Genomic DNA, 13,797 nt, shown 5'->3' on the forward strand with positions numbered 1-13,797 from the left:
AAAGGATTATCTTTTTAACTCTTAAGTATATACTTTCATCTGATAACGATGGAAACCCAGATTACCGAGCTGTTCGGGCTTCAGATTTATACGGACAAGGGCATGTTTGTCGGCGAAGTCGAAGATGTCATGATCGATGTGGACCAGAAGAAGATCGAGGCCCTTGTCGTCAGCAAGGTCAACGACCAGCTCTTCGAGCTCAAGAATTTCAAGGGTCTCAAGATCCCGTACCGTATCATCAGTGCAATCGACGACATCGTCCTGATCCGCCACCTGCCGGGCGCGTTTACGGGCGGCAGCGCCGAAGAAGAGTAACGAAACACGAGAAAACGGCGGGAGCCCCACCCAATTTTTTTGCACTCCCGCATGGTACTTATATGGAAAACCGGGAAATATTTTCAGCAATCACCGCAATCCCACCTGTTTTTGTGCGACTTGACGGCCGGGCCTTCCACCGTCTTGCTGATTGTCTTGGCCTGGAAAAGCCGTTCGACGAGTTCTTCCATAAGGCGATGGTGACTGCCTGCATGTCGATTGTTGCCGAAAGCGGCCTCAATCCCGATCTCGCGTATACCTTCTCGGATGAGATCAGCCTCTACTTCGCAAAGCTTCCGTTCAGCGGCAGGGTGGAGAAGCTCGATTCGGTAGCCGCCTCGTTTGCAGCAAGTTCCTTCACGCTTGCTCTTGGAGGTACTACCCTTGTGGCGTTTGACGCCCGGGTGATCCCGGCAACCCCCGAGTTCGCGCTGGAATACCTGACCAACCGGCAGGCCGAGGCCTGGCGCAACCACATCAACGCCTACTGCCAGCAGGCCCTGATCGAGGAAGGCATGGATGCAAGGAAGGCGGCAGAACATCTCCGTGGACTGCAGTCAAAGGACCTCCATGAAATGATGCACGTGCGGGGGTTCAACCTCGCAACCACCCCCGCATGGCAGCGCCGGGGGACGCTTGTCTACAAGAAGCTGACCGAGAAGGAAGGGTTCAACCCGATCACGAAGGAGACGGTTATTGCAGAACGGAGTGCGGTCACTACAGAAACGGAACTACCCCTGTTCACGAGTCCGGAGGGGCAGGAGTTTCTGAAGAGGGCGCTGGGCGGGGTGTGAGAATTTCAAGAAAAAAGAATTTCAATACGATTTGTCCCAAGTGAAGGAACTTTAGTAACTTTGAAATGTTGGCTGATATTATTTTGAATCATGGAATCTGATTATTTCTGCCTAGCCATTGCACCAAAATACGGAATTTTTGGGGGAAAACTTACAGAAAAACGAGTTCCATCAGAACTCAAAAATCCACCATTAAATTGGGGGACTAAATCTATTAAAATGAACAATCAGGGAACAATATTATTTTCATCCGGCAATTACGAAGAGGCGCTGAAAGCCTTTGAATCAGCTACAACCGTTATGGATTTCCAAAACGTTGGGCCGGATGTTCAATTTGTCTCTGATAACCGATTTGAAGTTGCGTGGTTCAATAAAGCAAATACACTTGGGAACCTGAAAAGATACGATAAAGCAGTAAATGCATTTGACCGTGCGATAGAACTTAATCCAACCCGTTCCGAATCAAAGAATCCAAGAGATATGACAAAAAATTTACGAGATCGGGAGAAAGAGAACAACAAGAATTCTACAGATAAAAGATTTGAAGATTTAGATTTAATGGATTATGACCATAAATAAGTCATATTACACATTAGAGAGAGAGGAAAATTTAAAAAAAAATTATCTTTGAATTCCGTGAATTGTGCTCTGTAGAAACGGGCATGAACAAAATGTTCGCACCCAAATCATGAAAATCGTTAAAATGAATTTGGAGATTGCGATGGTCACCCGCCTCAGGGCCTCTCCGAGGCACGGCGGGGCAAGACGATTTAACCCACCCGGCTTTTTTCAACCGTTCTGAACCGCCGCGGGGGCGCCCCGCCGGGGGCGGCGGCGTTCATCGCAATGGGGGGTATGAGGCATCATCATCATCAAATTGATTGCCGGAATTTGTGAAATTTCATCCGCACCTGTTGTCACGCCAAAAAATTTTCAATCGACCCCTCACCCCCCGCCCGGAAATTTTGGGTTTGTCCAGGCGCACCCGGGCATCCGGCTCGTGGCGCTGAACGGCAGCACGGCCGGCCCGGCTCTCCCATCGGTTCGTGGAGGTGCCGGGCCGCCTGCCTGCCGTGACGCTTCCCTCCACAAGCCCGGCGAATGCAGCGGTAACGTTCGAGGAGAAGGTCCGGGCGTGGAGGGTTGCGGAGAACCCTGAACGTCGGTAAGTACCGGAACGTCATGGAGAGAGGCCGGCTCTAGGTGCATCTGGCAGGATCGGCCGATCCCAAAACAGGGGTTTTTTTCATTCAGCATGGTCTTACGTGCAGCCGGAAAAACGGGGCCGTTAAAAAGGCCGCTATTTTGCAGGTTTAAAATCGCTGTAATGAACAGGTTTTCCAAAAATATCCGCAATTTGCAGACTTTTTCAATGGCGTGGACATCATTTCCTGTGCAGAAAAAAGATCGATTGCCCGGATTGGCAAACGGGGCTTTTTACGGGCCCGGAATAGTACTGCCCTTCCCATACGGGGATATAGGCCGGCCGGGTCACTGACCCGTGACAGGTTTTTTGTGTACAGCCGGAAATGCACTAATAAAGATACGTCCCTATCCCGCCTTCCCGATCCCGACTACCATCGCGACACCCTCCACGTCCCACTCCTTGACAGACGCGAAACGTGCACCATCCGGCTGGCTCCCGTCTTTTGAGAACCCGAAGGAAACTGCCCGGACCTCGTCGGCAATCATTGAGATCATCTCATTGGTGTGAAGCAGGGCGAGGATCCGCTTGTCGCTTACGGATACTTCGGCATTGATCGTATCCTCGACCGCGAGATCGAGCTGCTTACGCATGTCCTGCACCCGACGGATCACTTCCCGGGCATATCCCTCTGCTTCGAGCTCCGGCGTGAGTGCCACATCCACGTAGATCATTGCATCGGTCATCGGGGCGGAGAAGACATCTGCCGGGAGTTTCTCGGTAAACGTGACATGCTCGCTGCCGATCTCGAAGACTGCATCGCCGCTGCTGAGGCTGAATGTCTGTCCGGCATCGATTGCGGCCTTGAGCGCGTTGCCATCTGCTGCCTCGATGAGCCCTTTCAGCTTGAAGGAGTCCTTGCCGAAGCCTTTGCCGAGCGCCTTCATCACCGGCTCGGCATGCCAGCCAACCCGGTCCCACCGGCCCATGACCACGCTGACCTTACGGGTATTTGCCCGGTCCATGCAGACCGCGTTGAGCCGCTCTATTGCATCCTTCACCGGTACTGCACCGGTCACGACCACGACTTCAGAGACCGGCCAGCGGAGTTTCCGCTTCCCGGTCTGCCTGGCATTGGCGCTTGCCTCGTCGAACGAACGGACGAGCTCGACCGCGTGCTCCAGGTCCCGGTCCACGAAGGCCGTCTCCCCTGAGAACCAGTCAAGGAGGTGGACGCTGTCCGGGTCATTCGCACACCGGAGGTTCCCGTAGATCTCCTCGGTGAGGTGCGGGCAGAACGGGGCAAGGAGCGTAGTGAGCCTGCGCATCACGTAGTAGATCGTCTCGTACGCGTAGACCTTCTGTTCAGATTCACCTTCGAGCCACATCCGGGGCCGGACGAGCTGGACATACCAGCGCGAGAGATCCTCCAGGATAAAGTTCACGAGCTCGCGGGTGGCCCGGTGGAGCTGGCACTCCTTTGTGGCCGTATCGACCGTGGCCGCCACCGAGTTGATCCGGGAGATGATGAACCGGTCCTCGTCCGGCATCAGTTTCAGGTGCGCCCGGATCCAGGCATCGTCCCAGACGCCGTTCTTCGCTGCGGGTTCGAACCTATCGAGAATCATGTAGGGGATCGGGAAACGGTACACGTTCCAGAGGATGTTGAGCGCCCGGTTGGTGGTGCCGACCCCTTCCCAGTTGAACTTGAGATCGTCCCACGGGGCGGAGGAGGAGAGCACGTAAAGCCGGAGCACGTCCACGCCGACTTTTCCAATCACGTCACTCGGGTTCACCACGTTCCCAAGGCTCTTGGACATTTTTTTGCCCTCCGCATCGAGAGCGAACCCGTGCATGCAGACGCTCTTGTAAGGTGCCTTCCCGAACGCGATCGTGCTGGCACCCAGCTGGGAGTAGAACCAGCCGCGGGTCTGGTCCTGCCCTTCGGCAATGAAATCGGCAGGCCAGAGTGCCTCGAACTCCTTTGTCTTACCCGGGAACCCGAGCGTTGCCCACGAGGCGACAGCGGAATCGAACCAGACATCGAAGATGTCTTCGACCCGCTTCATTGTGCCGCCGCAGGTGCACGGGATCGTCACGCTGTCAACGAACGGGCGGTGAGGGTCCGGCAGGGGTTTGCCGCTCCGCTCCTCGAGCTCCGCGATGGTGCCTACCACCCGGTAGGCATCGCACTTCGGGCATACCCAGACCGGGATCGGGATGCCCCAGTAGCGCTGGCGGGAGATGCACCAGTCGCGGGCCTCCTTGATCCAGTCATAGAACCGGGCGCTGCCAGCCCATTCGGGGTACCACGTGACTTTTTCCACTTCCGAGAGCATCAGGTCCCGCATCTCGGAGGCCTTGAGGAACCACTGCGAGGTGGCCCGGAAGATGATCGGCGTCTTGCAGCGCCAGCAGTGGCCGTACCGGTGGGTGACGGTCTCTTTTGCAAGCAGGTGATCGCCGAGGGCCTTGAGCACGTTCTCGTTCGCATCCCGCACGAACTGGCCGGCAAACTCCCCCGCCTCTGCCTTGAACTTTCCTGCACCGTCAACGGGGCAGATGATCGGGAGGCCTTCCTTTGTCCCGAGCACATAGTCGTCCCAGCCGTGCCCGGGAGCGATGTGCACCATGCCGGTATTCTCGAGCGCCACGAAATCGGCAGTCACGACTTTGTGTTCGATCTCGCGCTGGAGCGGCACGATCTCTTTGAGGGGCGATTCGTAGGCCCAGCCGACGAGCTCCGTGCCTTTCTTCGTCTCGACGACCGTGTAGTCCTTGAACCGGCCCTTCTTCAGCACCGCCCTGACGAGGGGCTCTGCGATCCAGAGGAACGCTTCCTTCCCGTCCTTCTTTGCATGCACTTTGGCATACTCGAACTCCTTTGAGACCGCGACCGCAACGTTCGCCGGCAGGGTCCAGGGCGTGGTGGTCCAGATGAGGAGGAACTCGCCCGGTTTATTGGTGAGGGGGAACTTGACGAAAACCGAGGGGTCGTTCTCGTCCCAGTACTCCACTTCTGCATCCGCGATCGCCGTCTCGCACCGGGGGCACCAGTTCACGACCCGGTGGCCGCGTTCGAGCATCCCGCGGTCCTCGGCCCTGGCAAGGGTCCACCAGGCGGCTTCAATATACTCGGGCTTCACGGTCTGGTATGCGCTGGGAAAGTCCATCCAGACCCCGAGTGCGGCGAACTGGTCGTCCATCAGCACCTTGTTCCCGATAGCGAACTCCCGGCACTTCTCGATGAACGGCTGGATGCCGAACTTCTCGATGTCCTTCTTGGACTTAAAACCGAGCGCCTGCTCGACCTTCACCTCGATCGGCAGCCCGTGCATATCGTACCCCGCCCGGTCGATCACGTGCCTGCCACACATCCGGTGATAGCGCAGGATGCTGTCCTTTAAGATCTTGTTCCATGCCGTGCCGAGGTGGATGTGCCCGGTGGTGTATGGCGGCCCGTCCACGAAGAAGAACGGCTTGCCCCTGCTCCGGTGCTGACGGACTGACTGGTAGGTATCGTGGGTGCGCCAGTGCTCCTGCACCGCACGCTCGATCTCCTGTGCATTGAAGTTCGCGGTGACCTCTCTCAAAAAAACCCCTCTTTTCACAACGGGATACCCTTTTGTGTGTTCACATGTTGGTGTCCCTGCACAAAGTAGTTTTTCTCAGGCAGCCGGCCGGCAGCCGTTCCGGAAGAACCTGGGCTCACCGGAAGTATGACCGGGCGAAACAGGATCGCAATCAATATATTGGCTGCTTTAATATTCAACAGTATGAAATCATCCTGTACCGTTCTTTTTATCCTGCTCGCGGCCCTGCTGCTCTTCACCGCAGGCTGTACCACCCCGCAGTCACCCGCTGCAGCTACCCCGGCTCCTGCCGGCACCGTTGCCCCGGCGGCACCGCAGCAGGCCGTTGCCACCTCTGCTGCCAGTACTGTTACAAAGAGTGCCAATATCGATACCACGATCGGGGTTAAGTTCAACGACTTCTCCTGCCTCAACATCCAGGACCAGATTGGGGAGACGTACCTGGATCCCGGCCAGAAAGTGACTCTCACTGCCGCCCCTCCGGCCGGCGGGGGCGTGAATGTCAATGTGCTTATGGTGGACGAGAACGACCAGATCGGGCTCCGGCAGATTGCGCCGAAGTGGGATGCGGTCCAGAAGAACTGGGTCTATGCCGGTATCGTACCCGTGATCCAGTTTAATGACGTGACAGGCCCGGTTGCGAAGACTGCCACGATCAAGGACCAGCACGCATATTACCTCTGTGTTGATGACCGGAAAGAGTCCGGCACCAGCAGCACCATCTACCAGGTCCCGGTCACGCTGACCCTTATCTGACCTCCTCCCTTTTTCCTTATCAGAAAAGTATAAGCATGCCCGGTGACAGAGCACTCGTTTGCTGTGTCAGATACTGGCAACCGTTTTACCCATATCCCGCCAAGGCTGGCCGGCCTTACCGACCTTGCCTACAATCTCTGGTGGAGCTGGCATCCCGAGGCACGGATCCTCTTCAAACAGCTCAACCAGCTGGCATGGAAGGCGAGCGTCCACAACCCGGTGAGGATGCTCCGGGACACCCCGCAGGAGTTCTTCCTCGCTGCTGAAAAGAACGAGGAGTACCTGCGGCGGTACGATATCATCATGAACCGCTTCCGGCGCTACATGAACACCACGACCGGCTGGTTCCGGGAAGAGTATCCCGGCAGCCGGGCCCTGACCATCGCATACTTTTCCGCGGAGTATGGCCTGCACCACTCCCTCCCGATGTACGCCGGGGGGCTGGGTTTCCTTGCCGGCGATCATCTCAAGGAATGCAGCGATCTCGGTGTTCCGCTTGTTGCTGTCGGTTTCATGTACTCGGAGGGTTACCTCCACCAGCACATCCTGCCGGACGGATGGCAGGAAGGGATCCAGGAGACCCTTGACCGGGATGCCTCACCGGCCAAACGGGTGAACAACGACGAAGGCGAACAGCTGGTCGTCCAGGTACCGCATATCGAGCCCCCCATATTCGTCGCTGTCTGGCGGGTGGATGTCGGCAAGGTGCCGCTCTACCTGCTTGATACGGACATCCCCCTGAATGACGAGGAAAACCGGCGGATCTCCTCCAACCTCTACACTTCGGACCAGGAGGAACGGCTCCGGCAGGAGATCGTGCTTGGTATCGGTGGCAGGAAAGTGCTGCATGAGATGGGTATCCTGTACTCGGCAGTCCATCTCAACGAAGGGCACCCGGCCTTTGCCCTGCTGGAGCGGATCCGGGAACGGGTTGAGCGGGGAATCAGTTTCCCCGATGCCTTAAACCAGGTCCGGGTGACCTCGCTCTTCACCACCCACACCCCGGTCGCGGCAGGTCACGATGCGTTTCCTCCGGAACTGATGGACCGTTACTTTTCCCGCTATTACCCGGCGCTCGGGATCACCCGCGGGGAGTTCCTCGGGCTCGGGACGCACCCGGATTATCCGGAGAGCGGGTTCAACATGACGGTCCTTGCGATGCGCCTCTCCTCCTACCACAACGCGGTCTCGCAGCGTCACGGGGAGGTAACACGGCAGATGTGGAAGAACCTCTGGCCGGATCTCCCGCAGGACAAGATTCCCATCGACGCGATCACGAACGGGGTGCACCTCCCGACCTGGATGAATCCCCGGGTCGAGGATCTCCTCGACACGTACTTCTACCCGGTCACCCCGAACTGGCAGCAGGAGCATGATGACCCGGGCATCTGGAACCTTGTCGACGAGATCCCGGACGGGAAGCTCTGGGACCTCCACTTCGACCTCAAGATCAAGCTCATCAACCGCATGCGGGAACGGACACGAATCAAGTGGGCAAAGAAGCAGGAAGACCCCCTCTCTCTTGCTGCCGCGGGACTGCTCCTGAACCCTTCCATCCTGACCATAGGCTTCGCACGCCGTTTTGCAACCTACAAGCGTTCCGATCTCATCTTTTATGATATGGAACGGCTGAAGCGGATCATCTGCAACCGCTGGCGCCCGGTCCAGATCATCTTTGCCGGCAAAGCCCATCCCTCGGACTATGAGGGGAAACGGATCCTCCAGAAGATCTACCAGATTGCCCAGCAGCCCGAACTCGAAGGGAGGATCGCGTTTGTCGAGGACTACAGCGAACAGACCGCCCAGTACCTTGTTCACGGGGTCGATGTCTGGCTCAACAACCCGATACCACCGCTTGAGGCGAGCGGGACGAGCGGAATGAAGGCGGCCATGAACGGTGTGATTAATCTCAGTATCGCTGACGGCTGGTGGCTCGAGGGTTACAACGGGAAGAACGGGTGGTCATTCGCGAGTACGACTACCGGCAACGACCGGGATGCGGCCGATGCATATGCGCTCTACGATATTCTCGAGCGGGAAGTGATTCCACTCTATTACTCGGCCTCGCTTGAAGGGATCCCGCACGGATGGGTGAAGATGATGAAGGAGTCCATCAAGAGCAACGCCCCCCGCTTCTCTGCCCGCCGGATGGTCAAGGAGTACGTCTCGCGCTATTACCCCCAGCTGGTGACCGGGGCTGATGTAGCCTACGCGTGTGTACTCAGGAAGTAAGCCGTGAGCCCCCCCAGTGACTGCCGGTATCGTGTTAAAAATCTACGGTGCCAGCCCGGGCCCCCCGGTTTGCGATCGAAGAGATAAGCGAACTCCGGCTGATGGTGATCAGTGGGAATGGGGGGCAGGATATTCCTGAAAATAGTTTTTATCAAAAAAATAATTACTCGATCTTCAGGTTCTCCGGTGAGAACGATTTCATCAGCTGCTCGATATGAGTGAAGGCCTTCTTGTGGTCGATATATACCCGGAATGAGCTGCCGTCCTTTGTAGTGATCGTCAGGAATCCTGAAAGCAGGACCGGTTTCTTCAGCTCGATCCTGGTGATATCGCCCTTCTCCGCCACATAAATTTTCAGCTTCTCGAGATCCTTCACCGGCTTCTGGCGGGTATCGACCGTAGTGCCGAAGAGTTCGTCCATCATGAACGTGCTGAACTGGACGCCCTGTGAATTCTCCGCGTTCAGGTCGGCATTGCGGATCACAAACAGTCTCCTGCTCGTGGCATAGACCCCGTATCCGCCGGTTGATGACCCGATGGCCCCGGCAATGGCTCCCCCGATCCCCTCGCCAGAAACCTTCAGCGTGATACTTGAGATACCGCCCAGGTACTCCTCCTGGTCAGCCGCCTGGTGCGGCTCCCCTACGGTTATTGCCTCGATCGCCGCAATCAGGGTCCCTTTTGCATCGTACACGGGAGATCCCTTGCCCCAGAGCAGCATCGGCTTGCCCCTGATGCTGACGTGCTCCACGTCCCCGATATACGTGTCCCCCACCTTCTTGATACCCTGGGGTGCCGTGACCCCGGGTTTTCCCGCGAGAGAGAGGATCTGGTCGATGAGCATCGGGACCGGTTTCCCGTAGAAGGGTACCGCATATTCCCGGTTCCCCTTGCCGACTATCGCAGAGGCAGGGACCCCGGTAAGCTCCTCAAGCCCTTTATTCCACGCGATGATAACGCCACCCTTGTCCACCGCAAAGACGGGGTTGTCCAGTGACTGGATGGTCTCGACAAGCCCCTTCCAGTCCGCCTCTTCCGGGACCGGGGGTGCGGCCGCGGGTGCCTGCGGAGCTGAAACGGGGGCTGCCGACTTCACCGGATCCGGTGTGCCGATACGGATTACCGCTGCCGTGTCCCTGCCGGAGACCTGGTATTCCGTAACTGCACCCTGGGTTGTGAAGAACCCGCGATAGCTCCAGAGGAGCGGGACTTGTTTGTTGTCGCCGCTGCTGATCCGGTGTTCGAGCAGGAGATCGGGTTTTATCGCCGAGATATTCTGGAGCCGGAGGAGGACGAGCGAACGATCCGCATCCGGGATACGGGAGAAGAAATTATCCCCCTGCAGTTCGTCATAGGTTTTTTTGAAGAAATGCACCCCGGCTTCGTTTACGTAACTGATCGTACCCTCGGGATTTATCCGGAAGATCAGGTCGGCCTGGTTCTCGACTACCGACTGGTAAAACCGCTCCCACTCCGCGATCTCGTGTTCGGCGTGCCGCTCCGGGACGCTCTTCCGGATAAATTCAACAAGCTTTTTGATCTCATTTCCGGTATCCGCACCTTTCTGGAAATAGTAATCTGCGCCGCAGTTCAGGGCATCGATCGCGATATGGGCAAGCCTTTTCGCGGTGATAACGATGAAGAGCGACTGGCATCCCCTCGCCCGGATCTCCTGCAGCATGGCAAGACCGTCCATGTCCGGCATCGAGTAGTCCGAGATTATCACGTCGAAAAACTGGATATTGATCAGGTCCAGTGCTTCTCCGACTGTTGACGCAGAGGTTATGGAAAAACCCGGCTGCCGCCCCAGTATCTGGACGAACGAGTCCAGGAACAGCGGCTCGTCATCTACACATAAAATGGATATCCTGTCGGATTGCTGCACAACAATTCACCGTGTTGACTTAGTCAGTTTCTATTCACTCAATGTAAAATAAATTGTGGCATATGATTCTGCAGGAACGTGCCCGGTATTGAACACTCCCTCAGTTTTTTCCCTTGGGCAGGCAAGGTTAGTGCATGCAGGTTGCGGTTACCGGTGCAGCGGATGCAACGGAGAGAGAGTACGAGGCCGCTTATGCTACCGGGGCGCTGATCGCACAGAACGGGGGAATCCTCGTGTGCGGGGGCCTCGGCGGGGTGATGGAAGCGGCCTGTAAAGGTGCCCGGGAGCATGGGGGAACGACCGTGGGCATCGTCTCCGGGACGGGTGACGGGAACCCGTATCTCGGCATCGTGATCCGGACCGGCCTCGGGCATGCCCGGAACATTCTTGTCGCTCAATCCGGCGATGTTATGATCGCAATTGGCGGGAGCCACGGGACCCTCTCGGAGATCGCAATCGCCCTCAAGACCGGATGCCCGGTCTTCGGCCTTGCCAGCTGGGATATTGACGGGGTAGTGAAATGCACAACTCCCGCTGAAGCAGTAGGACTGGCGATCAGGGCTGCCGGATCTTCATCAGGGCATATTCACCGGAAGGAATAAACCGGGCATCCTTAATCGTCCGGCACGACCAACTGAGTACCAATGAGGATTGCGCTGGTCAACTCCCGGCAGGACAAGGCGGGCCTGAATATCCGGCACCATATCGCGGAGCTGCTCGATGAAGGCGGGGCAGGCGGATGGCAGATCCCCGGCCGCACGTACGGGTTTCACGATGTGGAGGAGCGGCTGATCCATGCAGAGCGGATCGATGCAGGGATCGATGCCGACCTCGTCATCTTCCTCTCACGCCATTACAGCGCGAACCCGGTCCCGGTCCTCACCGTCCACGTAACCGGAAACTACGGGGCCGCGGAACTCGGCGGCACTGCCCGGACCCTTGCGCCCGCTGCACCGGCTATGATGCAGGCAACGCTCCGGGCCCTGGCCCGGCACTGCCCGGAGGGATACCGGGTGGCGTACGAAGTGACTCACCATGGTCCGACCGATCTTGAAACCCCCTCGTTCTTTGTCGAGATCGGCAGCACCGAGAAGGAGTGGACCGATCCCATTGCGGGAAGGGCAGTGGCCGAAAGCGTCCTCTCCGCTGTCCCGCACGACCCGGTGCCGCTGATTGGGTTTGGCGGCACCCATTACGCGGCCCGGGAGACCGAGATCGCCCTTACTTCCCGGGGCGCCTTCGGGCACATCGCCCATACCCGCGAGATCCCCGGCCTTGACGAGGCGATGGTCCGGGCCATGCAGGAGAAGAGCGGAGCTGTTGCGGCCTATATCGACCGGAAAGCACTTAGCCGCGAAGTTCTTAACCGCATAACAGGGATGCTCGAATCACTGCAGATCCCCCGGCTCTCCGAGAGCGAAATCCACTCTCTCGGCCATCTGCCATGGGACATGTATTCCCTGATCCGGGCAATGGCGGAGACAGTTTCGCCGGGTGCACGCTGCTATATCCATGACCTTGAAGGTACCGGTACGCCCGTGCTCGTGCAGGCAAATCCTGTTTTACTGGCTGAAACCGTGAAATCGGACGAGCCGGGGCTCATAAAAATGCTCGACACCCTGCCGCTCGTTCACCTTTCCACGCACGATAACTGCCTGCTTCCGGAATTTATCACGTATAAGCACCATTCCCCCGAAATAATAAATGATTTAAATACCTTGTGCGTAAAAATCATACGTAGTAAAGAGATCACTGCAACGGAGAGAGATTTCCTGATCCTCACAAAGGTCCGGTTCGACCCCCACAAAGCGCGCGAACTGGGGGTGCTGCCCGGACCTTCCTACCGCGAGCTGGCTGGGGGCCGGCCGGTAGCGATCGATGGCAGGACCATCACACCCGAGATGGTATCCTCCCGCAGTGAAACCAGAATCCACATCCCGGGGTTGGAGAAGTTTTCATGAGGTCAATTGTTGAAGAGGCACTCACTAAGGCGAGGGACGAAACCGTGTCCCCCACGCAGAATAACGAAGACCTTGATCAGATTCTCGCCGAGCTCAAGACCGAGATCGCGGTGATCGGCTGTGGCGGCGGCGGGTCGAACACCATCTCCCGCATGATGGAGGAAGGCATCCACGGCGCAAAACTGATCGCCATTAATACCGATGCCCAGCACCTGATCCGCACCCGTGCCGACCAGCGCATCCTCGTAGGACGCCAGCGCACCCGGGGCCTCGGTGCCGGCTCCATCCCCCAGATCGGTGAGGAAGCGGCCCTCGAGAACGAGCAGGAGATCCGGGCTGTCGTCTCCGGCTGTGACATGGTCTTCATCACGGTCGGTCTCGGCGGCGGTACAGGAACCGGCGTTGCACCGGTCGTTGCAAAGGCAGCCCGGGAAGAGGGTGCCCTCACCATCGCCGTTGTCACCCTGCCATTCGCTGCGGAAGGTGCCATCCGCATGGAGAATGCAGAAGCAGGTCTCGAACGCCTCCGGGAGGTGGCAGACACCGTCATTGTTGTGCCCAATGACAAGCTGCTCGAGATCGTGCCGAAACTCCCCCTCTATGCCGCATTCAAGATTGCCGATGAAGTCCTGATGCGGGCGGTCAAGGGCATCACGGAACTGATCACGATGCCGGGCCTCGTGAACCTCGACTTTGCCGATGTCCGCACGGTCATGGAACGCGGCGGCGTCGCAATGATCGGCATGGGTGAGAGTGACAGCGAGGACAAGGCGGCCGACTCGGTCAAGAAGGCGATCCGTTCCCCGCTGCTCGATGTGGATATCAGCGGCGCGACCGCCGCGCTCGTTAACGTGGTCGGCGGCCCGGATATGACCATGGAAGAGGCGGAGGGTGTAGTGCAGGAAGTCTATAATCGCGTGGACCAGAACGCCCGGATCATCTGGGGTGCCCAGATCGACCCGTCGATGGAGAACAAGATGCGGTGCCTGCTGGTGGTCACGGGCGTACGGTCGCCACAAATATATGGTCGGAACGAGAAACTTACCCCCAAAGTACAGAAACAGTTTGAGATCGATTTTCTCAAGTGAGCCAATATGGAAATTTCAAAACCTGATTT

The 13,797-nt window shown here is 57.6% G+C and carries 10 protein-coding genes; 8 read left to right on the forward strand and 2 right to left on the reverse strand.

Features of this window, described 5'->3' with window-relative positions; genetic code table 11:
* Positions 1-48 precede the first annotated feature (48 nt).
* The 3 genes from ABSE13_RS12715 (at position 49) to ABSE13_RS12725 (ending at position 1,688) form a co-directional block, all read left to right on the forward strand.
* A complete protein-coding gene (locus ABSE13_RS12715) occupies positions 49-315 on the forward strand; it encodes a PRC-barrel domain-containing protein (RefSeq protein ID WP_424028889.1) in 267 nt (88 codons plus the stop codon).
* A 62-nt stretch (positions 316-377) separates the two neighbouring features.
* Entirely contained in the window at positions 378-1,109 is a 732-nt protein-coding gene (locus ABSE13_RS12720) for a tRNA(His) guanylyltransferase Thg1 family protein (RefSeq protein WP_424028890.1), read from the forward strand.
* 90 nt (positions 1,110-1,199) lie between these two features.
* On the forward strand, positions 1,200-1,688 hold the full coding sequence (locus ABSE13_RS12725; RefSeq protein ID WP_424028891.1) for a tetratricopeptide repeat protein: 489 nt from the start codon (positions 1,200-1,202) through the stop codon (positions 1,686-1,688).
* Between the two features lie 972 nt (positions 1,689-2,660).
* On the opposite strand, the gene ileS is transcribed toward ABSE13_RS12725, so the two are convergent.
* Positions 2,661-5,846, reverse strand: a complete 3,186-nt coding sequence (ileS, locus tag ABSE13_RS12730) for an isoleucine--tRNA ligase (protein ID WP_424028892.1) — start codon at positions 5,844-5,846, stop codon at positions 2,661-2,663.
* 183 nt (positions 5,847-6,029) lie between these two features.
* Between ileS and ABSE13_RS12735 the strand changes: the two genes are divergently transcribed.
* Both ABSE13_RS12735 and glgP read left to right on the forward strand, forming a co-directional pair.
* Positions 6,030-6,602: a hypothetical protein gene (locus tag ABSE13_RS12735; protein WP_424028893.1), complete on the forward strand. Its 573-nt coding sequence runs from the start codon at positions 6,030-6,032 to the stop codon at positions 6,600-6,602.
* A 63-nt stretch (positions 6,603-6,665) separates the two neighbouring features.
* Complete coding sequence (gene glgP, locus ABSE13_RS12740) at positions 6,666-8,834, forward strand: alpha-glucan family phosphorylase (protein WP_424028894.1); 2,169 nt, start codon at positions 6,666-6,668, stop codon at positions 8,832-8,834.
* 163 nt (positions 8,835-8,997) lie between these two features.
* On the opposite strand, the gene ABSE13_RS12745 is transcribed toward glgP, so the two are convergent.
* A complete protein-coding gene (locus ABSE13_RS12745) occupies positions 8,998-10,719 on the reverse strand; it encodes a PAS domain-containing protein (RefSeq protein WP_424028895.1) in 1,722 nt (573 codons plus the stop codon).
* A gap of 134 nt (positions 10,720-10,853) precedes the next feature.
* Between ABSE13_RS12745 and ABSE13_RS12750 the strand changes: the two genes are divergently transcribed.
* Genes ABSE13_RS12750 through ftsZ form a run of 3 tightly spaced genes read left to right on the forward strand, consistent with a single transcriptional unit; the run spans position 10,854 to position 13,768 of the window.
* Positions 10,854-11,321: a TIGR00725 family protein gene (locus ABSE13_RS12750; RefSeq protein ID WP_424028896.1), complete on the forward strand. Its 468-nt coding sequence runs from the start codon at positions 10,854-10,856 to the stop codon at positions 11,319-11,321.
* 42 nt (positions 11,322-11,363) lie between these two features.
* Positions 11,364-12,680 carry a D-aminoacyl-tRNA deacylase gene (locus ABSE13_RS12755; protein ID WP_424028897.1) on the forward strand — a complete coding sequence of 439 codons (1,317 nt, stop codon included), beginning with the start codon at positions 11,364-11,366 and terminating at the stop codon, positions 12,678-12,680.
* Positions 12,677-13,768, forward strand: a complete 1,092-nt coding sequence (gene ftsZ, locus ABSE13_RS12760) for a cell division protein FtsZ (protein ID WP_424028898.1) — start codon at positions 12,677-12,679, stop codon at positions 13,766-13,768. The genes ABSE13_RS12755 and ftsZ overlap by 4 nt, the downstream gene beginning before the upstream one ends.
* The last annotated feature ends 29 nt before the right edge of the window (positions 13,769-13,797 follow it).

The organism is Methanoregula sp. (assembly GCF_049518935.1).
GTDB lineage: Archaea > Halobacteriota > Methanomicrobia > Methanomicrobiales > Methanospirillaceae > Methanoregula.